This window comes from Methylobacterium sp. Leaf361 (assembly GCF_001424445.1).
In the GTDB taxonomy this organism is placed as follows: domain Bacteria; phylum Pseudomonadota; class Alphaproteobacteria; order Rhizobiales; family Beijerinckiaceae; genus Methylobacterium.
Genome location: NZ_LMPY01000019.1, coordinates 19,384 through 42,977 on the forward strand (window position 1 = coordinate 19,384; position 23,594 = coordinate 42,977).

A 23,594-nucleotide genomic window follows, 5' to 3' on the forward strand; every position below is an offset into this window, starting at 1 on the left:
GACGTTCCGGTGCCGGGTTCGCGCGGGTCCCGGGCCTGTTGATCGCATCTCCTGTCCGCACCGGCATGGTCGAGGCGCCGACGATGGCTTTCGTTGATGGAGCGGATGCCGCGATCGGCCTCCCGACGGCCCGGCTCCGCTCGTCCCCCGGCAGCCGCCGCGCGCGGCGCGTGCTCGCGGCGGCGCTGCTCTGCCTGGGGGCGCAGGGTGCCGTAGCACGGACGATCTACGTTACGCCCTCAGGATCGGGACCGGGATACGGTGCGGACGGCCGGATGGTCACCCCGCAGACGCAAGCCTTCTCGACTGCGGCGATGCGGGGACTGAGCCCGGGCGACGTCGTCCAACTCCTCGCCGACAATCCGGATCCGGCGGTTGCAGCGTTCTACCGCGAGCGGATCGTCTTGACCGGACTGGGACAGCGGGACGCGCCGCCGGTTCTAATCAGGGGGCTTGGTCAGCGCACGCGACTGGTTGGACGCACGGTCGAGGAGATACGCGGCTGCCCGATGCCCGAGGACGATGTCGAGCAGGCCTGCGGCGGCCTCGCGATGGCCCTTGCGGCCCCCCGGACTCCGGATCTGCTCGGTGCCCTGACCATGCCGGCCTCGACCGGCGAGCGCGAGCGCAGCCGCCGCTCGCGGCTCGCCATACCGATCGGCCGTGCCGGAAGGCTTGCGGAGGCGGCCTGCCTCGATATCGACCGGGGGGACGGCGTCACGATCGAGGATCTGACCTTCGACGGGTGCTGGCTCGCGGCTGTCCGCGCGATCGGCAGCCGCCGCGTCACGCTGCGCCGCTCGCTCGTGATCGGAAGCAGCTACGGTCTCGCGGCGCGTGGCAGCCCGGAGCACCCTGTCGATTCTCTCGTGGTCGAGGACGTGACATGGGTGCAAGACGCGAGCGGCTTCGACGCCGCGGCCCTGACGCGCGATGGGCCGTTCCGCTGCGCCGACGGCCGCGTCAGCCCGCTCGGTTGCCCAGGCCTGCTCTGGCGGAGCATTCCTTGGGGCGTCAGCCATCACGGCGCCTACGATCACTTCAACGGCGCGCTCCTCGGCGCAACCGATGTGCGGGGGCCGATCATCTTTCGCCGCAACACGGTCGTTTCGGCCTACAATGGCGTGCGGCTGAAGGCGGCCGCCTGCGATGACCGCAAGGCTGCGGATCTCTCGCCGGAGACCTGCCCGTTCAATCAGGACATCTGGATCTACGACAACCTGTTCGCCTACGTGCGCGACAACCCCGTCGAACTGGAGACTTGGGCGACGGACGTTCGGATCTACCGCAACCGGATCGTCAATGCCCACGCGTGGTTCTCGTTCGACGACATGGCGGGCGGCCCGATCTACATCTACAGCAATCGCGGCTGGTTCGACGACGTCCCCGCGACCGCCTTGCCGGATCGTTCACCGTTCCCGCCGCCCTGCACACGCCATCCCGTCGACAAACCGGCCGCCGGGGGGGCGTTCGATCCGAAGCTGGACCGCCGGTACGACTTCCCGCGCGCCCGCTGGCTTCCCGTCGGGGTCGAGAGCATCGGTCCGGGCGGTGCCGTCTCCTGGATGGATCCGCTCGATCAGACCTGCGAGGCCAGCCTCCAGGGCCGCGTCGTCAAGCTCGCGCTCCCGCCGCGGGATGCGGAGCCCGGGACCTACCGCTATGCGGAGCGCGGCGCGATCTACCTGTTCAACAACAGCTGGTACCTGCGCTCGCCCGTGACCGCGATCGGCGCGGCCGCCTATGTCAGGCATTGGAACAACGCCCTGCTGTTCTGCGAGGACGGCGTGCCCGGCTACGATAAGGAAGTGTGCCGGCCGAGACCCGAGACGTTCGATGTGAGCACCTGCGGACGCGGCGTGGTCGGCGGGGACGGCCTCGCCCGTTATCTCGGCGAGACCGGAACGCTGCCGTTCTTCGACTGCTTCCGGTGGCTGCCCGTCGACGAGTCCGGACGCGATCTCCCGGCGCTCGCGAGCGTCTTCGATTACGATGTCAGCAGCAACGGCTTTCCGATTGCGCTCCAGCGCGAGCACCGGATCGAGTCCCACGGACGTGCCGGCAATCCGGGCTTCACGGCACCCGAGCGCGGCGACTTCCGGCTCGTCCCGGGCGCGCTGGCGGCAACGTCGGGATGCACGGTGACGGAGATTTCAAATCATGATCTCGTCTGCGCGGAAACGACAGGAGGACAGGCATTCGCCGGTGCATTCGGCCCTGACGGCCACCTCTATGCGGGACCCGCTTCAGCGCGATTTCGAATGCCGGAATAGGTTGCGCCTGTAGGGTTCGGCGCACCCCGGTCCTGCCTGTACGCGGGCTGACCGACGCGTGGTTCTATGCCTGATGAAGTCAGGCGTATTGCCTAGGCGCGGCGCCCTATCCTCCGCTTGAGGCGCCGTTCGGAAATCGGCAGGTCTCTATCAGGCGAGGCGGCGCACGAACGTGGCCTCTGCCGCCGGTCGAACACGCGAGTGAGCGTCAAGGCTCCCAGCAGGACTTCTTAGACCCCGCTGGCCCGGATTGCCGGGCCGTTCCGGAACGGGCGTGCTTCCGGCGAGCCTCCTGGGTGACGCACGCAGCGGTCGGGTCCAGATGTCACGCGGGACTGGTTCGAGCCACGCCGGAACTGAACTCGCATCGTGCCTCATCGAAATGACGCGACGGGAGGCGGCAACATGTTCAAGACGTTGGCGGCATGTCTGATGTTGCTGATCCTGGTCGCCCCATCTCCTGTTCTCGGGCGGGGGAAATTCCCTATTTCACATCAAGCGGCGGAGATCGAGTCCCTGGTCAACAAGGCCTCCGACGTTCTAGTGGAACGGGGCAGCGAAGCCTTTGCGGACTTCAGGACGAAAGGCAGCTCTTGGCGATACGCGGATGTCTACCTGTTCGTGGTCGACATGAACGGCATCGTGCTGTTCAACGCCGCTCGCCCGGACCGCGAAGAACGGGACTTCCTCGACGACCGCGATGCTGACGGAAAGCGGTTCCACAGAGACTTCATCGAAGTCGTTAAGACGTTCGGCTCCGGCTGGGTCGATTACATGTTCCCCAAGCCCGGACAGTCCCATGCCCACGTGAAGTGGAGCTACATCTGCGCGACGCGCGTCGACGGCGTCGATGCACTCGTGGGGGCGGGTGTCTATGTCGATTGACGCCGCCATCGTCCCCGACGGAACGGCGAGGACAGGAGATGAGCTCATCGGCGCAGCCGCAAGGTTTTCAAAGGTCTAATATGATCTCGTAAGTGATGCCTCGTCGATGACATCCCGGGCGGCTGCCAAGCGGCGGCAGGAGCCTGTCCCCTTTCACAACTGACCTTATCCGATGCAGACGGGCCGCTTTCGGCCACCTTCGGTCATCTGAAGGCGATCAAATCTCCGGCAAGCAGATGTTCCGAAACGCTGAGTATGATCGCGGTCGAATCTACGGCGGCGAAATTTGGGAAAAAGGGCTGCCTTAGCATTTAGGTGGGCGCGAGTGCGGCGGCCAAACTTGATAAGCAGTTGCAGGGCAATGCTCTGAAGAATGATGCGAGGGACCCGCGCCGAAGCGGCGTCACGGCAGGAAGGCTCAGGGTCATTTTGAAGATTGCAAGCAACAGGCTGAGGTTACGCAACTTGCTGGATTGCCGACTTGCAGGCGCCTCATGGCATTGCCTCAGGTCGAAACGCCGCGATCGAGGCGGCTTTTGTCTTGCGGGGCAAGCAATTTCAGCGCGGCGGCCGCGGCTGCTGTGCTGAAGGGCCGTCCATCCCCAAGTGCAGCGCGCATGAGCTCCTTTCTAATGTTCGCCTGCAGAGCGATCCGTCCCAGATCGATGTCGGTGCCGAAGAGTTGTGTGACTTGCTCCCTATCCATTCCAAGCGCCGCGCTGATCTGCCTGTCATCAGCTCCGAATGCTGCCAAGGCGAGTGCGCATCGCCGTTGGCGGCCGACCGCAGTACGCGGCAGACGCTCAAGCAATTCGACGAGCTCGAGAATGGGTTCGGGTGCAATAATCGCCGCCCGCTTCCTACCCGCGCCTGGGCGTTTACCGCCGTGCTGACCCGCCATCACAACCTCCCACTTGAATTACGAAATCGGACCACTGAAAAATAAAATCCGCGAGTGAGAACCGGAGCGGTCCGAACCCCTGATCGGCTGAAGATTTGCCCCTACCCCTCCTCTTCAGCATGGGAGGGGTCATTCGGCCGCCTGCTGGGTCAGCGCCGACGCGGTCGCGATCCGAGCGAAGGCGTCGGGCGCGGCGTGGTGGCCATGGCCGGGGCTGGTGACCATGGCAGCTGCTACGGCCTGAGCGGCTTCCCTGCACCATGCTGCCATGGCTGAGGCGTAGGCCACGGCGGCGTCTCCGGCTCTCTGGGCCGTGGGGACGTCAACCGCGTGCACGGGGACGCGACAGAGCAGGGTCGCCAGGATCTGACTCGGATCATCCCTGGTCACGCGGCCACCTGATCAAGGCCACGTCCGGCGGCGAGCTCGTCGACGATCAGGCTGATGTCCGCATCGGTCATTCCGACGTTGGTTGCCCGGGCGAGGATATTGAGCGGGACCGCGTGATCGGGTGCTCCATGCCGGCTACCCGGTGAAGGTCATTCTCATTTTCGCTTTTGGACATAGCTTCTCTCCATCCTCGATAGCGCGAGGTCGCACAGCCGCAGCTGTGGCCGATCTCTGGTGTTGGCGGTGAAGCTCGGAGCGTGGCCGGCGCGCTGTCCGCGGGCCCACACCCAGCCAAGATATTTAGAGTCCCCACAATTTAGGGGTGGAGGATTTGCCGTTTTCCACCCTCAGATTAGGGGTGGTAGAGGGGGTGCCAGCTTCGGTTTTAGGGGTGGAAGAGGTTAGATTTCAGGGGTGGTCGAAAATTCGCCGTCAGCCAATCAGATCGCCAAATTTCGTCTTGGCTTCTCCAGGATGGTGTTTTCATCTCGAGCTTGCTCGCGAACCGCCGTCACTGATTGCCGTGCTGCGGTAGCAGTCTTCCTCGCCTCGGCAAGCGACTCGAACCGCCGCCAGCTTTCCACTGCCGGATGTCCATCGTGGGTCGGCAGCCAACAGAGTCGGTAACGGGCAGCGCGACCTTTAAAGCCGCCCCAAGCCTTATGGCCCGGATCCGTGCGCTGAATGAGCCCGACCGCAATAGCTTCCTCCAAAGCAGGCAGCACCGATGCGGACCCTATTCCGTACGTCTCGAAGTCCGACCAAGGCACCGGCAAATCGCCATTCTGAGATCCCCCATGCAGCATGTGCTCGAGCGCGACCCGGCAAACCACCTTCTGCGCGCCTCCTGAAAGCGCTCGCCAGGCAAAGCTCTCCAAAATAGCTTGTGTGAGCCAGATCCAGGGCTCATTCTTTGGCGGCGAATTGGCCTTTTGGGATCTGGGGTCCGCCAGCTTGCCAGTTGAGCGGCCGGTCGCGTCGACCCGCCGGCGCATGACATGTGCAGTCATGCTGCTCCCCCAGGCGCGAGGAGCATCGTCCAGCAGGCCGTGCGGATATTGCCCTCGATCGCCGTTAGCTCAGCCCTGATCCCGTCCTCTGCAACGCCGCGCCGCTGAAGCGTCTCGCGCTGGATCTTGAGCTGCCGGGCGAGGTGTGCCTCCGCCTTCGTCGTGGTTGAAGCGGTGGCCATGTGTGCGGCGTGCCGGCGAATGAATCGCCGATCCCGCACCCGCGGGAAGGGGAGGATGAGCGCGCTCATGCTGCGGCCGTCCGGCGGGCCGCCGAAGCCTGTGATCTCTCCCAGATCAGCAGCTGCGACAACGGGTAGAGCTTGCGCCGGTTGATCACCATCGGTGTCGGGAACCCCAATGCGATGTCGCGGTCCCAGCGATTCAGCGTTGCGGCCGAAATTCGATATCTGGCCCGAACCTCAGCGCTATTCAGCCAGTTCTCTGTGTCGCTCATCGGTCGCCCCTGTTTGCTTGCGAGCGTCCGTTTCAATGCGCGCGAATTCCGACACGTGGAATTGCGAGGAAAATTCAAAAAAGTGATTCACGCCAGCCAGGGGACTTCCTCATGCAGTTCACGCATCGGATCCGTCCGCCACCTCTCGCACGCAGAGCGGAGAGAGCCGAGTTCAGGCGGTTGAATCTTCGCAACTTCGTGGATCAGCCCAAGAAACCGAAATGTCGGGCCGTCTGGCGTGGCTGCTACTACATTTCCTGCCATTTCCCAAAATTTAAAGAGCCTCGGCCAAAGCATATTGGCATCGAAATTTCGATTGGCCTCGTGCATGGTGGGTAACATATAATGATAGCTAAAAGATTTATCTTTAGTCGCAAGTAACGTCGCGTTCATGTCAATATTTTTCAGCATGCCGAGCATATCGTGCACACTCACTTCATCGTCAATCCACAGGGGCCGGCGGTGAAATACTTTCGCCATTTCGGGAGAAAAGATCTCAAGTTTGCCAATCTCATTGCCAATGCTATTAGATATCTCGAAATCTGATAATAATAAATGTAGCTTTCGTGCAGCATCGGCAATTTGCAATAATTTTCGCTTTGCTTTGACTCTTTTCGGCGTTCGGTTTTTAGCGGCGATCATCAAATGATGAAAGATGATCGTCTGAACAATGGCTAAAACAGCAGCTTCGATTTCCTCTGTGCACTTTAAACCCAATGCCTCAGCAAGCTGGCGTCGCTGATCAGCAGAGAAAGCCTCCAGCATTTCATTCTCAGGAGCCATCACGCGCGCCTTTCCAGCTGGACAACCTTGGCGCTTCCGGAAATCAACCCGTCGAGATGAGCGGCCCAGAGCTCCATTGCCCGACGTCGCTCCTCACCATAGTCGTGGCGCTGATAGACGCCTACGATTCCCGAGTGCGTGCCGGAGGTGTGGTTGAGGGCCTTCTCGACGACATGCACCGGCACGCCTAGGCGTGCGCATCCGCTGGCGAAGGTCCTGCGGAGGTCGTGGAGCCGCCAGGGCGCCGTTTCGTCGACGTCCGGTAGCGTTGCAGCCGCCAAGGCTTGAAGGCGCTCTGTGGCCTTGCTGACGCCAGAAAACGCGGTCGTGCCCGTCGTCGTGAAAAGCAGGCGAGGGCGCTGCCCGACCCGCGGCAGGCCCCGCAGGATCTCGACCGCGTTAGGCGCGAGCGGCACAACGTGCGCTCGATCGTTCTTCGCCCTGGTCCTAGGGATTGTCCACGTCGCGGCGTCGAGGTCGAATTCCCGCCACTCCGCCTCGAGCACCTCGGATCGACGCTGACCCGTCAAGATCAGCAATTGTGCAACAGGGCCGAATGGGTAGCCGATTTGCTCGGCCGCCTTCCATGCTGCGACCACCTCGCTGTCGGTCAGCACGCGGTCGCGTGACACCTCAGGGGAGGGCGGCTTGAGGCCGAGCATTGGCGAGACCTCCAGGATCCCGCGCTCGACTGACCAAGCAAAGAACCGCCGCAGGGCTGCGAACAGCCGGTTCGCGTGAATGGTGGCGCCGCGTGCCACCACCGCATCAAGGGCGTAAAGCACGTCTTTCCGACCGATCGTACGAATATCTCGATCTTGCCACCGGTCCGTGGCGTCGAGTGTGCGGGTCAGGAACGATTCAGTTTCGCGCCAGCTCCGATTTCGTGGCTTGGCGTAACGCTCGATATAGTCCGCCGCGACCGCGCCGAATCGTGTCGACTCTGCTGCCGAGGGTTCGGCCTTTGCTGCACGCTTCTCGCCGGCTGGGTCCCGCCCTTCAGCGACAGCCCGCAAGGCGGCTCGTGCAGCCTCGCGGGCCTCAGTTAGCGGCACCCGGGGGTAGGGGCCAATTGTGAGCTTCTTTGGCTTGCCGTTAGCCCGGTATCTGACCGCCCAGGACTTCCCGCCGCCTGGCTGCACGACAAGGTAGAGGCCCGGCAACGCGCCGTCTGGCAGCTCACGCCGTTTGCTCGGATCGGGCCTCGCCGCTTCGACAGACTTCAGTGTCAGGACAGCCAACGCGCACCCCCGGACGGCGTTACCCGAGCCGGGATCCGGCTGCGGGGTATCACTCGGGTAACGGAAACTGCGTGCCCGGAGGTGTTACCCCATGATTGATGATTGAGCGATCATCGCGCGTCAAGCCGTTCTGCGTCAGCTGCTTGCTGAGCGGAGGATGCACGGATTTGAGCGGTGTCAGAACGGGCTCGAACGGACTTTTAATCTGTAGGTCCTGGGTTCGAGTCCCAGCGCGCTCACCACATCCTCGATCCTCACTTTTGACATCCGGCACGGTTCGCGCTCTGCCCACACGAAAATCGGAACCCCTGGTTGCGCTTTGGGTTGGGGTCCCAACGCAACTGCGAAGGAGTCACCGATGCGGAAGCTCGCACTCATCTCCGCCGTCACCCTGTCCCTCGGCGCGCTCGGCGCCACCGGCGCACAGGCGCAGGGTTATGGCTACGGCTACGGCGGCCACCACGGCTACGGCTACGGCCGCGGCTACGATCGCGGCTACGGCCACCGGCGCGATTTCGGCTACCGCCGTCACCGCGGCTTGTCGACCGGGGCCGCCATCGGTCTCGGTATCGCGGGCGCGGCCGCCGGCGCCGCCGCGGCGGGCGCCTTCGACCGGGGCCCGGGCTATTACGGCCGCGGTTACTGAGCCGCCGCGCACCGGAGGGAGCAGAGCCCCGCCGCCACCGCGGCGGGGCTCTCGCTTTTAGAAGCGGCCGGGTTCAGCGCAGCCAGCGCCGGATCCGCTCCCGGAGCGTCGGGCGGACGGCCCGCCGCGCGCGCGACGCCGCGAAGCGATCGATGCGGATCCGGTCGTTCGGAACCTGCCGCAGGAACCGCTCGGCGATCTCGAAGATGACGATGTCGGGTCGGACATCCTCGACGTAGGCCCAGTCGATGTTCGCCGACCAGATCGCGTGCACCTCGGCGAAGGTCTCCGCCAGCATCGCCGTGAGCCGGGCGCCCGGGCTGTAGATGTAGGAATCGCCGAACAGCACCACGCGGCGCCGATCCGGCGCTTCCGGGTTCCTCAGGACGACGCGGGATCCGACGAACAATCCGCGCGGCCGCACCGCCCGGCCGGATTCCCGCACGGCCACCAGGGCGTTCGAGTCGATCCGAGCCGCGCGGCGCGCGAAATCGTAGGCGACGTACGCCTCGTCGACCGGCGGGACGAGCTTCTCGCCGAGGTCGAAGGTGAAGCGCTCGGTCGCGCCGGTCCCCGCGAAGACGTGCGCCGCCACCGGCGCGTCCAGGGCCTCGCAGAGCGCGCGGTACGCCGTCAGGTAGCCGCGGTAGGTCCAATGCGTGTCCGTCCGCAGGTAGACGGGCTCCTCGGCCCGCGCCGCCAGCAGCGGTGCCTGCAGGTCGACCATCGGGGCCCCGCTGTCCCCGGCGACCAGCCGGGCGAGCCGAACCCCGGGCGGATCGTCGAGCCCCGGGAAGGGGCGGCCGAGCAGGTCCGGATAGATCGCGAGCTTGTCGGGGACGACGGTGTGCACGTGCCGGATCCCGAAGTCGTCGAGGCGCCGCGCGCGCCGCCCGATGAGCCGCGTCCAGCGCTTCAGGATCCGCCGCGAGGTCGCGGTGTCGCCGTAGAAGGCTTCGACCTCGCGGGCGCGTCCGACCCAGTACAGCCAGCCATCGTGTCCGACGGCCACGCCGTTGCCGCTCGTCTTCAAAGCTTCCGGCCTCCCGCCGCCCGCGACAATCCCCGTCGATGACGCTGGGCTCCCGCCTCGACGGATCCGCGCGGGATTGCAACCCCTTCGTCCCCGGGAGCGGCGAGAGCGCGCCGGCGGCTTTCCCGGCGCGCCGCCGCTTTCGCCCGCGTATCCGCGCCGCGGTGAAACTTTATAGCTGCGCCGCGGGTACTCCCGTCGGGCGCATCACACGGCGCGGCGTTGCGAAGAAGGGTCGACCCATGTCCGCGCTTGTCACGTTCGTCGGCTGCGGCCTGGTCCTGTCCGGGTTCGCGGCCGAGAAGTTCGCCGAGCGTCGCTGGCTCGCGGCGAGCCGGCCCGCACCCCTCGACACCCTCGCGGTCCTGGCGCTGGCGCTGCCGGCCGTCGGGCTCACGCTGATGGCGACGCTCGCGGTCTGAGCCCGCAGGGTCGACCTCTCACACGGCCTCGCCGCAGAACAGGACGCCGACCGTCCGCTCCTTCCGCCAGACGAGCTGGACCGCGTAGCGCATCTCGGCGCTCGCCAGCACGAGGTCGAACACGTCCTCCAGCAGCACCGCCTGCGAACCCAGGAACTCCAGCATCGCGCCGCGATCGGAGATGTTCATGACCTGGCAGGGATAGCGCGCGCCGTCCCGTTGCTGGGCGAAGGCCAGCAAGGCGGTGGGTCTCCGCTCGGTCGCCCGGCGTTCCGCGACGGCGGCAGGGGTGCTGGCGTTGCGGGACACGGCCGAAGTTCCTGCCCTGGTCGGCCGGTATGGCGCGATATCAGTAAAAATGCGCCGGATTCGCTAACATGTTATTGATGATCGACATCCGAGCGTCAGAATAGCAAGTCGCGCCCTGTCTATCGGACCGGTCTCCGGTAATCACCGCCGGTCTCGTCTCGGCGGCCCTTCGCCGGCCTTGATGAACCGGCCGATCAGGAGGCCGAGCGGGATCGACACCAGGAACCAATTGCGCAGGAATCGCAGGGCGGTCATCGGCTCGCTCCCATGGCGCGGCGGGTGCCGCATCCGCGGGCGCCCGTGGCCGGCGTCGCCGATGCGATGCTGTAACCTATCTGGTCCCGCGGGCGGGTTCTGCCAGTGCGATCCTGGGCGAGGCCGCGCCGAGAGGATATCCGGAGACGATCATGCGCATCCGCCCCGGTACCGCCCTGATGGCGTGCTTCGCGATCGGCGTTCCGACGGTCGCGGCCGCCGAGGCGCCCGGACAGCCGCCGCGCGCCGCGCCGGCGACGGATCCGGCGTCCGCACCGCAGCCGTGGCCGCCGAATTTCTCCCGCAGCGTGCAGGGGACCGGGGTGATGGGCCTCGATGGCGGCCACGTCTTCCTCTGGAACCGGCCCCAAGGCTTCGATCCGGTCTCGACGCTGCGGGTCGACCGGCACGTGCCGGAGGGGTCGGGCGAGGCCACCCACACCTACAAGGCGCTCTGGGCGCTCGGATCCACCGGCCCGCACAACGCCGGCTACGAGTGGACAATCACGGGCGAGCTGCACAACCGCGCCCTCGCGAGCACCGGCGCGCAGAACGTCGCGGTCAACGGCACGATCTTCAAGGAGCCCAACGGGCTGGGGCCGGTCGGGCCCTCCTGGGCCGGCAATTTCAACTGTGTCGACATGACCGACGAGGCCGATCCGGTCGCCTCCTGCATCGGCGCCGAGATCGACGTCTCGGCGCAGTCGCCGACCACCGACCGCAATCGCCAGCGGGTCGGACTTCAGATCTCCACTGGTGGCGTTCCGGGCGCCCATACCGGCTACGGGATCCTGATGGGCAACCTCACCGGCTCCATCACCGACCGGGCGATCTCGTTCCAGGGGGAGGGGACCTACGGCATCGGCATCGACGCCGCCGCCGCGCGCTTCACCGGCGTCCCGATGCTGCTCGCGGCCGGGCAGGCGATCGGGCTCGACGGCAACCGCGAGGGCGGCTTCTCCCGCAGCATCGGCTTCGACGGGCGCGATCTGGTCTACGGCACGCCGGCCGGGCCGGTCATGCGCGTGAGCGACAGAGGGCAGATCGAGGCCGCCTCGCTCCGCGAGAGCCTGCCGCGGCCGCCCGCGAGCAGCCGCGCGCCCTGCACCCCCGGCGACCACGCCTGGGACGAGGCCTACGAGTACCGCTGCGTCGCGCCCGACCGCTGGAAGCGCGCGGTGCTCAGCGACTGGTGAGCGCCGCCGCCGGCCGTCAGCGGTCCAGGATGCGCACCACCGCGCGGGTGTCGGGATCGACGACCACGATCTTGTCGCCCGGCGCCACGAAGTAGCCGAAGCGGCGCAGACGCGGGTTCGGGGCCTCCGTGAAGGGCGCGAGCCGCACGTCGGGCGGCACGATGCTGCCGGGCCGCAGCGGGATCGATCCGACGATCGGGCCCGGACCCACCGGCCGGCGCACGATGTAATCGCGCACCACCACGTCGTCGTCGGGGCCGAACTCGTCGGGCGTGACGATCACCGCCTGCGCGAGGGCAGAGCCGGTGAACAGCGCGGCGAATCCGAGGGCTGCGGCGAGGCTGGCGCGGGTCGACATGGCGGGCTCCCGTGGGGCCCCGGCGGAGTGCCCGGGCCGCCGGAAACATCGGGGTCGGCGTTCGGGTTCCCGGACGGGCCGGTCAGCGGCCGATCTGCCCGGCCTCCGCGAGGGGAACCGGCGACCAGCGGGTCAGCTGGACGTACCCGTCGAGGGCCGCCACCACGACGTGGCGGCGGTGGCGGTGCACCACCGCTCCGGGCGTGTGCGCGTGGCGCTCCTGCCACCCCTGCGCCTCCGCCACGTAGACCCGGGCATCGCCGAGCCGCGCGATCGTCTCGACCGTGCCGAAGGCCCGCACCCGGCGCAGGACCGTCTCGACGTCCTGCCGGAAGTCGAGCGTCCGGTCGGCGTCGGTCGCGCGCGGCCAGTAGGAGCCGTCGCCCTGCGGCTCGGAGCGCCGCCAGCGGTTGGGCAGGTCGCGGCCGAGGGGGCCCGCGGCGAGGCGGCGCGCCGCCATCTGGCACTTGGCGAGCAGCGTCTCGTGGCTCTCGCGGGGACTCAGGGCGAAGATCTCCTGCGCCAGGATATCGCCGGTGTCGAACCCGTCGGCGAGCACGTGCGCGGTGACGCCCCAGGTCTCGTAGCGGTCGAGGACCGCCCGGAACAGCGGGTAGGGGCCGCGGCCCGTCGGGAGCGGGGAGGGGTGGAAGTTGAGGCCGTAGGCGGCGCGGCCCTTCCAGCCCTTGATGAGCCAGGGATAGCCCGCGACCACGAGTGCCCAGTCGCGCCCGTGCTCGGCCTGGAGCACCTCGATGTCCCGCTCGCGGATCCGCGAGAGCTGGATCGGCAGCCGGAGGGACCGGGCGCGGGCGACGACGACCTCGTTGTGGTCGTAGACCCCGTCGCAGGGGCGCGTGAACAGCTTCACCGGCGTCCAGCCGGCGTCCAGCAGACCCTCGAAGACCCCGCCGAGGAAGTCGATGCCGGCGAACGCGAACTTCATGCTTGCCGCCTGCGACCTTGTGCACGTGGAGGGCGCGGGTCCGCCGCCTGCCCGGCCGCGTCCCCGGGCCTACCTTGATTGGGCCGGCGGCGGTGGCAAGGGGGAACGGCGTGGTTCGGGTGATCTTCGACGGCGGGACAGGAGGGTTCGGCCGCGCCGCGGATGGCGGCCGCTCCGCCCCGGACGGGAAGGTCTGAGGCATGGCCGGGAAACGCCGCGCCGCGCCGTCCGGAACCCTGCGCTTCGTCCTCGGCGATCAGCTGACCCGCCGGGTGTCGAGCCTCGTCGACCTCGACGCCGAGCGCGACGTCGTCCTGATCGTCGAGGTCCGCGACGAGGCGACGTATGTCCGCCACCACAAGCAGAAGATCGCCTTCCTGCTCGCCGCCATGCGCCACTTCGCGGCCGAGCTGGAGGCGGAGGGCATCACGGTCGCGTACGTGCGCCTGACCGACGCGGGCAACACCGGCAGCTTCACCGGCGAGCTGGAGCGCGCCGTGGCGCGCCACCGGCCGGAGCGGGTCGTGGTGACCGAGCCGGGCGAGTGGCGCGTCTGGGAGATGATGCAGGATTGGCGCGAGACCCTGGCGGTCCCGGTCGAGATCCGGGCCGACAACCGCTTCCTGTGCCCGCGGGAGGATTTCGCCCGCTGGGCGGAGGGCCGGCATCACCTGCGGATGGAGACCTTCTACCGGGGCATGCGGCGCCGGACCGGCCTCCTGATGGACGACGGCGAGCCCGCGGGCGGCCGCTGGAACTACGACCCCGAGAACCGCAAGCGCCTGCCCAGGGGGCATCGTCCGCCGGACCGGATCGGCTTCCAGCCCGATTCCGTCACGCGCGCGGTCATCGCCCTCGTGGAGGCCGAGTTCGGAGACCATTTCGGCGATCTCACCGGCTTCTCCTGGCCGGTGACCCGGGCCGACGCCCTCGCGGCGCTCCGGCACTTCCTCGCCGACGCCCTGCCGACCTTCGGCGATTATCAGGACGCGATGAAGACCGGCGCGCCGTTCCTGTACCACGCGCTCCTGTCGCCCGCCCTCAACGCCGGGCTGCTCACCGCCGAGGAGGTGTGCTGGGCCGCCGAGCGCGCCTACCGCGACGGCGCGGCGCCGCTCCACTGCGTCGAGGGCTTCATCCGGCAGATCCTCGGCTGGCGGGAATACGTGCGCGGCCTCTACTGGGCCCGGATGCCCGCCTACCGCGACAGCAACGCCCTCGGCGCGGGTCGCGACCTGCCGTGGTTCTACTGGTCCGGCGAGACGACGCTGAACTGCGTCGCGCAGGTCGTCGCCGAGACGCGCGCCCACGCCTATGCCCACCACATCCAGCGCCTGATGGTGACCGGCAACTTCGCCCTCATCGCCGGCCTCGACCCGGCTCAGGTTGAGGAATGGTACCTGATCGTGTTCGCGGACGCCTACGAGTGGGTCGAGCTTCCCAACGTCCACGGCATGGTGCTGTGGGCCGACGGCGGCGTCATGGGCTCCAAGCCCTACGCGGCCTCGGGCGCCTATATCGACCGGATGTCCGATTACTGCGCGTCCTGCGCGTACGACGTGAAGGTCAAGGCCGGGCCGGAGGCGTGCCCGTTCAACTATCTCTACTGGAACTTCCTCATCGAGAACGAGGACCGGCTGGCGGGCAATCAGCGGATGGCCATGCCGTACCGGACGCTCCGCGGGCTGGGCGACAGGCGCCGCGCCGAGATCCGCCGCGACGCGGCCGCGTTCCTCGACGCCCTCGAGGCCCGGCCGGGCGCCGATCAGAGAGGCGACCAGACCGACAGGCTCAGGTAGGGGCAGGCGCGACCCCGGCCGCTCTCGGACTGGAGGCCCGCCGACGCGCGGAAGCTGTACCGGCCGAGGGCGAAGTCGGTCCCGTGCAGCCCGACGCTCCACTTCGCGTAGCCGGTCCTGTCCGTGTAGAGGGCGGCCTCGGGACCCAGATAGGTCTCCCAGAGCCGGTAGCCCCAGGCGAGGCGCGCCCACAGGCTGTCGCGGGCCGACCCAGCGACGGCGCTCGCCTGGAGCAGCGTCGCCTCGCTCGGGCGTGCCCAGACCTCGCCGTGGAGCCGGAGCCCGAAGCGCGTCGGCAGGGCGTCGAAGAGCGGCCCCGCGATCAGCATCTCCCGCGCGATCTCGGGCCCGGCAAAGGTCGCGACCGCGCCCCAGTCGAAGACCCACTGGTACCCGGCCAGGGCGGCGGCGGCGACCGTGTAGCGCGTGCGGGGGCCGTCCAGACCGGTCTCCGCGCGCCGCCCGCCACCGACGCTCGCCAGCGCGGTGAACCCGTCCTGCGCGAGGGAGGTGAGGCCGGCCTTCGCCCCGACGGTCAGGAAGGTGTCGCCGCCGGCGTCGAGGCTGCCGAACAGCAGCGTGTCGATCTCGCTGCCGCCGGCGGGGTGCGAGACGGCCGCCTGTCCCGCGAGCAGAACCGCGAGAACGGGCGCGCGTCCAGCGATCTTCGGGCGAGGGCGCTGGTTCGGCACAGTCGAGCCTCCGACGTTTACGGAGGACGGTAAGAGAAAATTAACCGCGATTCATCGCGATCCGCTCGCGATCCCCCGGAATTGTCGGATTCGCGCGCCGATCTTCGGGTTGCAGGGACGACGTTGCTTCGGAAAGGTGAGTTGGCGCGCGCGCTGTGCTTGCCGGGACTTCGCGGGCCGTCCGCCGCGCGTCCGCCCGCGGGACGCCATCGCGCTGTCGCGAATCTGCCGTGCTTGGCGTGCCAGATGTTCTCGGCTAGAGCCCCCGCGGGAAAGCGAAGGTTGGCAGATCCTTGACCTCCGGTGCACGAACGTCGGACGTCCTCACCGTGCTGGCGAGCCAGGAGGGCGAGCGCCTCACCGTGGGCGACATCGTCGCGGTCCTGCGGGACCGTGCCTTCGCGCTGCTCGTGGTCCTGCTCGGGCTGCCGAACTGCCTGCCCATGCCGCCGCCGATCCCGCTGATCTGCGGCCTGCTCCTGCTCCTCGTGGCGATCCAGATCGCCGCCGGGATGTCGGCGCCGTGGCTGCCGCGGATGCTCCTCGGCCGCTCGATCGCCCTGACGGATGTCCGGCGCGCCGTCACCCGCGCGGTGCCGATCCTGCGCCGCCTGGAGCGCTGGTCGCGCCCCCGCGTCAGCGTGTTCGAGACCGCGCTCGGCATGCGCGGCATGGGGATCGTCCTGCTCGCCCTGGCGCTGGCGCTGATCGTGGCCGCGCCCATCGTCGGGCAGATCCCGCTGGGTCTCGCCGTCTGCCTGGTCGGGCTCGGTCTCGTCGAGCGCGACGGTCTGGTCGTGCTGGGCGGTCTCGTGATCGGGATGTTCGGCGTCGCCATCAACGCCGGCTTCGCCTACGCGGTGATCGCCGGGATCATCGGCCTGCTGAACCTCTGAGGGCGCGCCTCAGAGGCGGTAACGGATCTGATCGGTCCAGAAGCGCTCCAGGCGGGTGAGGGCCTGGTTCAGGCGAATGAAATCCTCCTCCGAGATCCCGCCGATCGGCGTGATCGTCCGGGCATGCTTGTCGTAGAGCCCCTGGATGATCTCGTGGACCTGGCGGCCCTTGTCGGTCAGGCTGATCCGGACGGAGCGCCGGTCGGTCTTCGAGCGGGCGTGGTGGAGATAGCCGGCCTCGACAAGCTTCTTCACGTTGTACGAGACGTTGGAGCCCAGGTAGTAGCCCTTGGTCCGCAGCTCGCTCGCGGTCAGCTCCTTGTCGCCGATGTTGTACAGGAGCAGCGCCTGGACGCTGTTGACGTCCTCGCGGCCGCGGCGCTCGAACTCGTCCTTGATCACGTCGAGCAGCCGGCGATGCAGCCGCTCCACGAGGTGCAGCGCCTCGAGGTAGGAGCCCTTGGTGGAGGCGGCTTCCTCGGGGGCCTCGATCTGCGCGACTCGGGCGTTCTGGGTCTTCATCTCTGCCTCGCCATCCGATGATCCGGCACCCGTTGGATGCGGCGCCGTTGATGATGGCTAAGCTAGGGCTCGGGAATGAAAGGCGATTTAAGCGACAGGATGAATTCGCGATTTACTCTTCGCGGTAAAGACAAACTGAATGAAGACAAGAACGGTTCGTTCACCGTGCTTCCTGCGCGGCCAGCCAGGACAGCAGGAAGTACAACGTCACGACACAGCCTCCGAATACGAGCAGCGGCACCGATAACGGCAAGAGTTGCGGTGTCAGGACAGCGAGCGTCATCGCCGACGTGACGGCGAGCAACCAGATCACGCCGCCCCAGGCGCTCGTCAGCCACAATCCGATCGCCGCCGCGGCGTCGATCACCGCGAAGTAGACGATCGCGGACTGCCGGCCGAACGGCTCGGCCTCGAAGGGGCGCACGCCCGGCAGGACGTCGAGGATGGTCGCCCAGGCGAAGACGCTCTTCAGCAGCCAGACGAGGGCCGTGAGCCGCATGAACCAGATCAGCACTGTGTCCCACGTGCCGGACGCGGGGCCCTGGGCCCGCTCGATGCGGTCGCTCGGGATGCCGCCCGGCCGCGGCGTCCTGCGCCGGATCGGAAAGTAGCTGGGCACTATCGAGCGCTCGCGGATGGTGGGGGCCGGTTCATGGCGAAGGGCCGGGATCCTGATCGATCGGGCGGGGGTCGCCGGGTTGAAGCGGTTCCGCCGTCCGGCGTCAACGGTCGGGTTTCGTTGCGCCGGCCCGGTGTGGTAGTCGATGGCCTCCGGCGCACGGGCGCCCCGCGATCCGCGGCGTGGTCCGCGCGAACGGTAGCGAAGCCGCATGTCAGACACCCTGCCAGAGCCGCGCCCTCTCGCCGTGGAGGCCGCCCGCGAGGGCGCCCGCGTGGAGGGTCTGAAGATCACCCAGCGCCCGCGCCGGAACCGGAAGGCCGACTGGTCGCGCCGCCTCGTCCGCGAGCACACCCTGACGGTCGACGACCTGATCTGGCCGATGTTCGTGATCGACGGCGAGGGCCGCCGCGAGCCGGTCGCCTCGATGCCGGGCGTCGAGCGCCTCTCGGTGGACGAGATCGTCCGCGACGCGGAGCGCGCCGCGAAGCTCGGCATCCCGGCGGTGTCATTCTTCCCCTACACGGAGGTGTCGCTGCGCGACCCGACCGGCTCGGAGGCGCTGAACGCCAACAACCTCGTCTGCCGGGCGGTCCGCGCCGTGAAGCGAGCCGTGCCCGAGATCGGGATCATGACCGACGTGGCGCTCGATCCCTACACGAGCCACGGCCACGACGGCCTGATGCGGGACGGTGCGATCCTCAACGACGAGACGGTCGCGGTCCTCGTCGAGCAGAGCCTGATCCAGGCCGAGGCCGGGACAGACATCATCGCGCCCTCCGACATGATGGACGGGCGCGTCGGCGCGATCCGCGCGGGCCTCGACAAGGCCGGCTTCCTCGACGTGCAGATCATGGCCTACGCGGCGAAATACGCCAGCGCCTTCTACGGGCCGTTCCGGGACGCGATCGGCACCAAGGCGGCCCTGGTCGGCGACAAGCGCACCTACCAGATGGATCCCGGTAACTCGGCCGAGGCCCTGCGCGAGGTCCGGCTCGACCTCGACGAGGGCGCGGATTCGGTGATGGTGAAGCCGGGCCTGCCCTATCTCGACATCATCCGCCGGGTGCGGGACGAGTTCCAGGTGCCGACCTTCGCCTACCAAGTGTCGGGCGAGTACGCGATGATCGAGGCGGCCGCCCGCAACGGCTGGCTCGACGGCGACCGCGCGATGGTCGAGGCGCTCCTCGCCTTCAAGCGGGCCGGCGCCGACGGCGTCCTCACCTATCACGCGCCGCGGGTCGCGGAGCGCCTGCGCAACCATCCGTGAAGCGCGGGCACCGCTGGCTCCTCGGGGCCGCGGTCGTGGTCGGCTTCCTCGGGGGGCTCGTCGCCTGCCAGGACACCCTGCGCCGGGATCGCGTCGCGACCTGCCGCCGGGCGCTCCCGGCAGTCGCGCCGCAGGACGGGATCCGGCTCCTGCGCGCGGCGCCGGGGCCGTCGGCGAATTCGGTGCGGGTCGACTACGCCGACGGGAACCGGCAGCACTGGCTGACCTGCCGCTTCGATGCCGGCACGACCCTGGTCGCCCTCGCCACCGAGGCGAGCACCCTGTCGGGCCCGTCCCTCTACATGCTCAAGCGCTTCTACCTCGACACGCCCGACGCCGCGGCCGGAGACCCGGCCGGGCGCTGAGGCGCGCCCACGCCCGCGTCTCCTCGCGGATCCCCTTGCGGCATCCGGGGCGCGCACCCACCTTCACGTCCGCAGCCTCGCTTGCAGGACGCGACACCATGCAGAACCCACAACCCGGATACGCGCAGCGCTTCGAAGCGCCCGGCTACGCCACCGCGTTGCCGATCCCGTTCGTGCGGGCGAGCCTGGGTGGCCGGACGGTCGCCTATCTCCTCGACATCCTGTTCATCTTCGGCTTCACGGCCCTGCTGACCCTCGCGATCACCGTGATCGGGGTGGTCACCTTCGGCCTCGGCTGGACGCTGTTCGCGGTCCTTCCGGCGAGCGGCATCATCTACAGCGCGATCACGGTGGGCGGCCCGAAGCAGAGCACGATCGGCCAGCGGATGATGGGCCTGCGGACCGTCGCGCCCGAGAGCGGCGCGCGGGTCGACGTCATCACGGCCGCGGTCCACGCGCTGCTGTTCTACGTGGCGATCTCGACCTTCCTGCTCTGGTGCGTCGACATCGCGTTCGGGCTCATGCGCTCCGACCGCCGCCTCGGGCACGACCTGCTCCTCGGCCTCGCCGTCGTCCACGCGCGCTGAGCCGCGATTCCGCTGATGAAAATCTGACGGTGCGACCGGCCGGGCCATTGAGCCCCGGCCGGTCGCCTGTAAACTGTCACGCCGGCGCCGCGAGGATGAACCCGGCGCAGGGTCTGTGAGAAGCGTGACTAGCCACCCGCGCGACACACCGCAATTCTACCTCACCGCCCCCTCGCCGTGCCCCTACCTGCCGGGGCAGGAGGAGCGGAAGGTCTTCACCCACCTGGTCGGACGGCGCGCCCGCGACCTGAACGAGATCCTGACGCAGGGCGGCTTCCGCCGCTCGCAGACCATCGCGTACCGGCCGGCCTGCGAGACGTGCCGGGCCTGCGTCTCGGTCCGCGTGGTGGTCGACGAGTTCGAGCCGAGCGCCAGCCAGCGGCGCATCCTGGCGCGCAGCGCCGACTGGGTCGGCACGCCGGAGCCGAACCGGCCCGCCTCCGAGCAGTACGCCCTGTTCCGCCGCTACCTCGACGCCCGGCACGGCGACGGCGGCATGGTCGACATGACCGTGCTCGACTACGCCATGATGGTCGAGGACAGCCACGTCGACACGCACCTCGTGTCGTATCGCCGGCACGGGCCCGACACGGCGATCACCGGCCGCGGCTCCGGGCCGCCGCTCGCGTTCTGCCTGACGGACGTCCTCTCCGACGGCCTGTCGATGGTCTACTCGTTCTACGATCCCTCGGAGGCCGCGCGCTCGCCCGGGACCTTCATGATCCTCGACCATATCCGCCGTGCCCGCCAGCTCGGCCTGCCGTATCTCTATCTCGGCTACTGGGTCGAGGGCTCGCGCAAGATGGACTACAAGTCCCGCTTCCGGCCGCAGGAACGGCTGATGGGCCAGGGCTGGGTGCGGATCGACTGAGCCCGGTGCGGCGCGCGTTTCACGTCGGTTGCCGTCCCGGCATGCCCGATGCGCATTGAGCGGCCGGCCCGGCGCATGCTACCGGCCACGCACGCAATCCGGACCGTGCCGAGGCCCCCATGATCCCCCGCTATAGCCGCCCCGCGATGACGGCGATCTGGTCGCCCGAGAGCCGCTTCCGGATCTGGTTCGAGATCGAGGCCCACGCCACCACGGCGCTCGCCGAGATCGGTGTCGTGCCGAAGGCGGCGGCCGAGACGATCTGGACCAAGGGCAAGGACGCGGTCTTCGACGTCGCCCGCATCGACGCGATCGAGGCGGTGACGAAGCACGACGTCATCGCCTTCCTGACCCACCTCGCCGAGATCGTCGGTCCCGAGGCGCGCTTCGTCCACCAGGGCATGACCTCCTCGGACGTGCTCGACACCTGCCTCAACGTGCAATTGGTGCGGGCGGCCGATATCCTGATCGCCGACGTCGACTCGCTGCTCTCCGCCCTGAAGACCCGGGCCCTGGAGCACAAGCTCACCCCGACCATCGGCCGGTCGCACGGCATCCACGCCGAGCCGGTCACCTTCGGTCTGAAGCTCGCCCAGGCCTACGCCGAGTTCGAGCGCAACCGCCGCCGCCTCGTCGCGGCCCGCGAGGAGGTCGCCACCTGCGCGATCTCGGGCGCGGTCGGCACGTTCGCCAACATCGACCCGCGGGTGGAGCAGTACGTCGCCGAGAAGATGGGCCTGACCGCCGAGCCGGTCTCGACCCAGGTGATCCCGCGCGACCGGCACGCCATGTTCTTCGCGACCCTCGGCGTCGTCGCCTCGTCGCTGGAGCGGCTGGCGATCGAGATCCGGCACCTCCAGCGCACCGAGGTCCTCGAGGCGGAGGAGTTCTTCTCCGAGGGTCAGAAGGGCTCCTCGGCGATGCCGCACAAGCGCAACCCGGTCCTCACCGAGAACATCACGGGCCTCGCCCGGATGGTGCGCGGCTACGTCACCCCGGCCCTGGAGAACGTCGCCCTCTGGCACGAGCGCGACATCTCCCACTCGTCGGTGGAGCGGATGATCGGCCCCGACGCGACCGTCACCTTGGACTTCGCACTGGCGCGGATGACCGGGGTGATGGAGAAGCTGCTGGTCTACCCGGCCAACATGCAGAAGAACCTCGACCGGCTCGGCGGCCTGATCCACTCGCAGCGCGTGCTGCTGGCGCTGACTCAGGCCGGGGTCTCCCGCGAGGATTCCTACCGGCTGGTCCAGCGCAACGCGATGCCGGTCTGGCGCGGCGAGGGCGATTTCCTGGCGCTGCTCAAGGCGGACCCGGAGGTCGCCGCGGCGCTCCCGGCCGAGCAGATCGAGGCGTGCTTCGATCTCGGCTACCACTTCAAGCACGTGGACACGATCTTCGGGCGGGTCTTCGGCGACCGCTGAGACTCCGCACGATTCCTGCTTCGACCCGCGCTCGCGGGCCCGCGTTTCCGGGCCCGCGCCGAACACAGGACAGCTCTCCGTGACCGCTCCCCGCATCGTCTACCTCAACGGCCAGTTCCTCCCCTACGAGGAGGCGCGCGTGCCGATCATGGACCGCGGCTTCCTGTTCGCGGACGGCATCTACGAGGTCTCGGCGATCATCGACGGCAAGCTCGTCGACAACGCCGCGCACCTCGCGCGCCTCGACCGCTCGCTCGGCGAGATCGGCATCCCCAACCCGCACGACGCGGCGGGCTGGGAGCGCCTGCAGACCGAGCTCGTCGCCCGCAACGGCGTCACCGAGGGGCTCGTCTACATGCAGGTGACCCGCGGGGTGGCCGAGCGCGACTTCGCCTTCCCGAAGGCCGGCACCGAGCCGACCGTGGTGATGTTCACGCAGGCCAAGACCGTGCTCGCCAACCCGCTCGCCGAGAGCGGCGCCCGGGTGATCACCGTCGAGGACCTGCGCTGGAAGCGGCGGGACATCAAGTCGGTGGCCCTGCTGGCGCAGGTGCTCGCCAAGCAGCAGGCGGCCGAGGCCGGCGTCGCCGAGGCCTGGATGGTCGAGGACGGCGCGGTCACCGAGGGCTCCTCCTCGACCGCGTTCATCATCAGCCGCGACCGCGTGCTCGTGACCCGGCCGCTCTCCACGGCGCTCCTGCCAGGCATCACCCGGGCCTCGGTGTTGCGCCTCGCGCAGGAGGCCGACCTGCGCATCGAGGAGCGGCTGATCCCGGTGGACGAGGTCTACGCGGCCCAGGAGGCCTTCTACACCAGCGCCTCCGCCTTCGTGATGCCGGTCGTCGAGATCGACGGGCGGTCAATCGGCGAGGGGCGGCCGGGCGCGCTGACCCGGCGCCTGCGCGAGCTCTACATCGAGGCCGCCCGCCAGGGTTGAGGCCGCCGGATCCGGTCCACAGGACGGGACGTCGGACCCGATCGCGGACAGGAACGGATCCCGTCTCCGACTGTTCCTCCCCGAATTCGTGTCTCGAACCGGGGAGGCCCTCGTGCCGAACAAGACCCTGCTCGCCGCCCTCGCGACGACCTTGGCGGCGACCGTCGCGGCAGTACCCGCCGGCGCCCAGTCGACCAGTCCGGCCCCGGCGCCGCCCGAGCGCGTTCGCCCGAACGCGGACGCTCCGCCGCAGGACCAGTCGCTCAGCGACAAGCTCCAGAAGAACGACGGCGTGATCAAGCCGCCGGATTCCGGCACGACCGGCACCGTGGTGAAGCCCGACCAGTCCGGCTCCATGCCGGTGATCAAGCCGCACGAACTGCCCGGTCGGGATCCCGGCACCGAGGCCAAGTAAGCCGGTCGTGACCGGCTCCGGCCGACCGCCATGCGGTCCGAACATGCGGCCCCTTGCTTGATTTCGTTGCTCGGATCGCGGAAACGGCT

The 23,594-nt window shown here is 68.4% G+C and carries 27 protein-coding genes and 1 tRNA gene; 15 read left to right on the plus strand and 13 right to left on the minus strand.

From position 1 onward, the window contains the following. The first annotated feature begins 83 nt into the window (after positions 1–83). Positions 84–2,273, plus strand: coding sequence for a hypothetical protein (locus ASG32_RS14630; protein WP_244491951.1), 2,190 nt, complete (start codon positions 84–86; stop codon positions 2,271–2,273). Between the two features lie 405 nt (positions 2,274–2,678). Continuing rightward, entirely contained in the window at positions 2,679–3,158 is a 480-nt protein-coding gene (locus ASG32_RS14635) for a cache domain-containing protein (RefSeq protein WP_056527357.1), read from the plus strand. A gap of 505 nt (positions 3,159–3,663) precedes the next feature. Here the strand turns inward: ASG32_RS14635 and ASG32_RS33890 are convergent. The 6 genes from ASG32_RS33890 to ASG32_RS32555 all read right to left on the minus strand — a co-directional run bounded on the left by ASG32_RS33890 (position 3,664) and on the right by ASG32_RS32555 (position 7,940). After that, positions 3,664–4,059: a hypothetical protein gene (locus ASG32_RS33890; RefSeq protein ID WP_157861972.1), complete on the minus strand. Its 396-nt coding sequence runs from the start codon at positions 4,057–4,059 to the stop codon at positions 3,664–3,666. A gap of 830 nt (positions 4,060–4,889) precedes the next feature. Beyond that, a complete protein-coding gene (locus tag ASG32_RS33895) occupies positions 4,890–5,459 on the minus strand; it encodes a hypothetical protein (RefSeq protein WP_157861973.1) in 570 nt (189 codons plus the stop codon). Beyond that, the gene (locus ASG32_RS14645; RefSeq protein ID WP_056527364.1) at positions 5,456–5,710 is read right to left on the minus strand and encodes a DUF6074 family protein; all 255 of its coding nucleotides are present in this window, start codon (positions 5,708–5,710) and stop codon (positions 5,456–5,458) included. Before ASG32_RS14645 ends, ASG32_RS33895 begins: the two co-directional genes overlap by 4 nt. Further along, positions 5,707–5,916 (minus strand): hypothetical protein, encoded by a 210-nt coding sequence (locus tag ASG32_RS32550; protein ID WP_082557880.1) that lies wholly within the window; start codon positions 5,914–5,916, stop codon positions 5,707–5,709. The genes ASG32_RS14645 and ASG32_RS32550 overlap by 4 nt, the downstream gene beginning before the upstream one ends. A gap of 87 nt (positions 5,917–6,003) precedes the next feature. Beyond that, positions 6,004–6,702, minus strand: a complete 699-nt coding sequence (locus ASG32_RS33900) for a hypothetical protein (RefSeq protein WP_157861974.1) — start codon at positions 6,700–6,702, stop codon at positions 6,004–6,006. After that, entirely contained in the window at positions 6,699–7,940 is a 1,242-nt protein-coding gene (locus ASG32_RS32555; protein ID WP_082557881.1) for a site-specific integrase, read from the minus strand. Before ASG32_RS32555 ends, ASG32_RS33900 begins: the two co-directional genes overlap by 4 nt. Before the next feature lie 169 nt (positions 7,941–8,109). Here ASG32_RS32555 and ASG32_RS14655 point away from each other — a divergent pair. Together ASG32_RS14655 and ASG32_RS14660 are read left to right on the plus strand one after the other, a co-directional pair. Further along, positions 8,110–8,182, plus strand: a tRNA-Ser gene (locus tag ASG32_RS14655). Positions 8,183–8,298: 116 nt separating this feature from the next. Beyond that, complete coding sequence (locus tag ASG32_RS14660) at positions 8,299–8,586, plus strand: hypothetical protein (protein WP_012322505.1); 288 nt, start codon at positions 8,299–8,301, stop codon at positions 8,584–8,586. Positions 8,587–8,659: 73 nt separating this feature from the next. On the opposite strand, the gene ASG32_RS14665 is transcribed toward ASG32_RS14660, so the two are convergent. Continuing rightward, positions 8,660–9,598: a hypothetical protein gene (locus ASG32_RS14665; protein ID WP_244491953.1), complete on the minus strand. Its 939-nt coding sequence runs from the start codon at positions 9,596–9,598 to the stop codon at positions 8,660–8,662. Positions 9,599–9,861: 263 nt separating this feature from the next. On the opposite strand from ASG32_RS14665, the gene ASG32_RS14670 reads away from it, so the two are divergent. Beyond that, positions 9,862–10,041, plus strand: a complete 180-nt coding sequence (locus tag ASG32_RS14670; protein ID WP_020092863.1) for a hypothetical protein — start codon at positions 9,862–9,864, stop codon at positions 10,039–10,041. A gap of 18 nt (positions 10,042–10,059) precedes the next feature. Here the strand turns inward: ASG32_RS14670 and ASG32_RS14675 are convergent, their stop codons facing one another. Then, complete coding sequence (locus tag ASG32_RS14675; protein WP_020092862.1) at positions 10,060–10,350, minus strand: PilZ domain-containing protein; 291 nt, start codon at positions 10,348–10,350, stop codon at positions 10,060–10,062. Positions 10,351–10,757: 407 nt separating this feature from the next. Between ASG32_RS14675 and ASG32_RS14680 the strand changes: the two genes are divergently transcribed. Next, positions 10,758–11,801: a hypothetical protein gene (locus ASG32_RS14680; RefSeq protein ID WP_056527373.1), complete on the plus strand. Its 1,044-nt coding sequence runs from the start codon at positions 10,758–10,760 to the stop codon at positions 11,799–11,801. 16 nt (positions 11,802–11,817) lie between these two features. Here the strand turns inward: ASG32_RS14680 and ASG32_RS14685 are convergent, their stop codons facing one another. Beyond that, positions 11,818–12,159: a hypothetical protein gene (locus ASG32_RS14685; protein WP_020092859.1), complete on the minus strand. Its 342-nt coding sequence runs from the start codon at positions 12,157–12,159 to the stop codon at positions 11,818–11,820. Between the two features lie 82 nt (positions 12,160–12,241). After that, a complete protein-coding gene (locus tag ASG32_RS14690; RefSeq protein WP_056527375.1) occupies positions 12,242–13,105 on the minus strand; it encodes a formyltransferase family protein in 864 nt (287 codons plus the stop codon). A 200-nt stretch (positions 13,106–13,305) separates the two neighbouring features. On the opposite strand from ASG32_RS14690, the gene ASG32_RS14695 reads away from it, so the two are divergent. Then, on the plus strand, positions 13,306–14,904 hold the full coding sequence (locus ASG32_RS14695; RefSeq protein WP_056527377.1) for a cryptochrome/photolyase family protein: 1,599 nt from the start codon (positions 13,306–13,308) through the stop codon (positions 14,902–14,904). Here ASG32_RS14695 and bcsS read toward each other — a convergent pair. Next, positions 14,871–15,596 (minus strand): cellulose biosynthesis protein BcsS, encoded by a 726-nt coding sequence (gene bcsS / locus ASG32_RS14700; protein ID WP_056527380.1) that lies wholly within the window; start codon positions 15,594–15,596, stop codon positions 14,871–14,873. The genes ASG32_RS14695 and bcsS overlap by 34 nt on opposite strands. Positions 15,597–15,889: 293 nt before the next feature. Between bcsS and ASG32_RS14705 the strand changes: the two genes are divergently transcribed. Next, complete coding sequence (locus ASG32_RS14705) at positions 15,890–16,492, plus strand: exopolysaccharide biosynthesis protein (RefSeq protein ID WP_267965786.1); 603 nt, start codon at positions 15,890–15,892, stop codon at positions 16,490–16,492. Positions 16,493–16,501: 9 nt separating this feature from the next. Here the strand turns inward: ASG32_RS14705 and ASG32_RS14710 are convergent, their stop codons facing one another. Both ASG32_RS14710 and ASG32_RS35810 read right to left on the minus strand, forming a co-directional pair. After that, positions 16,502–17,014, minus strand: a complete 513-nt coding sequence (locus tag ASG32_RS14710) for a winged helix DNA-binding protein (protein WP_056527383.1) — start codon at positions 17,012–17,014, stop codon at positions 16,502–16,504. Between the two features lie 160 nt (positions 17,015–17,174). Then, the gene (locus tag ASG32_RS35810) at positions 17,175–17,585 is read right to left on the minus strand and encodes a DUF6163 family protein (protein ID WP_042672025.1); all 411 of its coding nucleotides are present in this window, start codon (positions 17,583–17,585) and stop codon (positions 17,175–17,177) included. A gap of 259 nt (positions 17,586–17,844) precedes the next feature. Between ASG32_RS35810 and hemB the strand changes: the two genes are divergently transcribed. The 7 genes from hemB (at position 17,845) to ASG32_RS14750 (ending at position 23,505) form a co-directional block, all read left to right on the plus strand. Further along, on the plus strand, positions 17,845–18,903 hold the full coding sequence (gene hemB, locus ASG32_RS14720) for a porphobilinogen synthase (protein WP_026604877.1): 1,059 nt from the start codon (positions 17,845–17,847) through the stop codon (positions 18,901–18,903). Further along, positions 18,900–19,268, plus strand: coding sequence for a hypothetical protein (locus ASG32_RS14725; protein WP_020092850.1), 369 nt, complete (start codon positions 18,900–18,902; stop codon positions 19,266–19,268). The genes hemB and ASG32_RS14725 overlap by 4 nt, the downstream gene beginning before the upstream one ends. Before the next feature lie 98 nt (positions 19,269–19,366). After that, positions 19,367–19,855, plus strand: coding sequence for an RDD family protein (locus ASG32_RS14730; RefSeq protein WP_042672022.1), 489 nt, complete (start codon positions 19,367–19,369; stop codon positions 19,853–19,855). Positions 19,856–19,979: 124 nt separating this feature from the next. Further along, positions 19,980–20,726 (plus strand): arginyltransferase, encoded by a 747-nt coding sequence (locus tag ASG32_RS14735; protein WP_056527387.1) that lies wholly within the window; start codon positions 19,980–19,982, stop codon positions 20,724–20,726. A gap of 119 nt (positions 20,727–20,845) precedes the next feature. Beyond that, on the plus strand, positions 20,846–22,153 hold the full coding sequence (purB, locus tag ASG32_RS14740) for an adenylosuccinate lyase (RefSeq protein ID WP_026604876.1): 1,308 nt from the start codon (positions 20,846–20,848) through the stop codon (positions 22,151–22,153). 79 nt (positions 22,154–22,232) lie between these two features. Further along, entirely contained in the window at positions 22,233–23,090 is an 858-nt protein-coding gene (locus tag ASG32_RS14745) for a D-amino-acid transaminase (RefSeq protein WP_056527390.1), read from the plus strand. A 112-nt stretch (positions 23,091–23,202) separates the two neighbouring features. Continuing rightward, entirely contained in the window at positions 23,203–23,505 is a 303-nt protein-coding gene (locus ASG32_RS14750; protein ID WP_056527393.1) for a hypothetical protein, read from the plus strand. The last annotated feature ends 89 nt before the right edge of the window (positions 23,506–23,594 follow it).

Excerpts from the sequence above, each read along its gene's own strand:
- ASG32_RS14630 (WP_244491951.1), top strand. The coding sequence starts at position 84 with ATGGCTTTCGTTGATGGAGCGGATGCCGCGATCGGCCTCCCGACGGCC.
- ASG32_RS14635 (WP_056527357.1), top strand. The coding sequence starts at position 2,679 with ATGTTCAAGACGTTGGCGGCATGTCTGATGTTGCTGATCCTGGTCGCC.
- ASG32_RS33890 (WP_157861972.1), bottom strand. The coding sequence starts at position 4,059 with ATGGCGGGTCAGCACGGCGGTAAACGCCCAGGCGCGGGTAGGAAGCGG.
- ASG32_RS33895 (WP_157861973.1), bottom strand. The coding sequence starts at position 5,459 with ATGACTGCACATGTCATGCGCCGGCGGGTCGACGCGACCGGCCGCTCA.
- ASG32_RS14645 (WP_056527364.1), bottom strand. The coding sequence starts at position 5,710 with ATGAGCGCGCTCATCCTCCCCTTCCCGCGGGTGCGGGATCGGCGATTC.
- ASG32_RS32550 (WP_082557880.1), bottom strand. The coding sequence starts at position 5,916 with ATGAGCGACACAGAGAACTGGCTGAATAGCGCTGAGGTTCGGGCCAGA.
- ASG32_RS14660 (WP_012322505.1), top strand. The coding sequence starts at position 8,299 with ATGCGGAAGCTCGCACTCATCTCCGCCGTCACCCTGTCCCTCGGCGCG.
- ASG32_RS14670 (WP_020092863.1), top strand. The coding sequence starts at position 9,862 with ATGTCCGCGCTTGTCACGTTCGTCGGCTGCGGCCTGGTCCTGTCCGGG.
- ASG32_RS14680 (WP_056527373.1), top strand. The coding sequence starts at position 10,758 with ATGCGCATCCGCCCCGGTACCGCCCTGATGGCGTGCTTCGCGATCGGC.
- ASG32_RS14685 (WP_020092859.1), bottom strand. The coding sequence starts at position 12,159 with ATGTCGACCCGCGCCAGCCTCGCCGCAGCCCTCGGATTCGCCGCGCTG.
- ASG32_RS14690 (WP_056527375.1), bottom strand. The coding sequence starts at position 13,105 with ATGAAGTTCGCGTTCGCCGGCATCGACTTCCTCGGCGGGGTCTTCGAG.
- ASG32_RS14695 (WP_056527377.1), top strand. The coding sequence starts at position 13,306 with ATGGCCGGGAAACGCCGCGCCGCGCCGTCCGGAACCCTGCGCTTCGTC.
- ASG32_RS14710 (WP_056527383.1), bottom strand. The coding sequence starts at position 17,014 with ATGAAGACCCAGAACGCCCGAGTCGCGCAGATCGAGGCCCCCGAGGAA.
- hemB (WP_026604877.1), top strand. The coding sequence starts at position 17,845 with ATGTCAGACACCCTGCCAGAGCCGCGCCCTCTCGCCGTGGAGGCCGCC.
- ASG32_RS14730 (WP_042672022.1), top strand. The coding sequence starts at position 19,367 with ATGCAGAACCCACAACCCGGATACGCGCAGCGCTTCGAAGCGCCCGGC.
- purB (WP_026604876.1), top strand. The coding sequence starts at position 20,846 with ATGATCCCCCGCTATAGCCGCCCCGCGATGACGGCGATCTGGTCGCCC.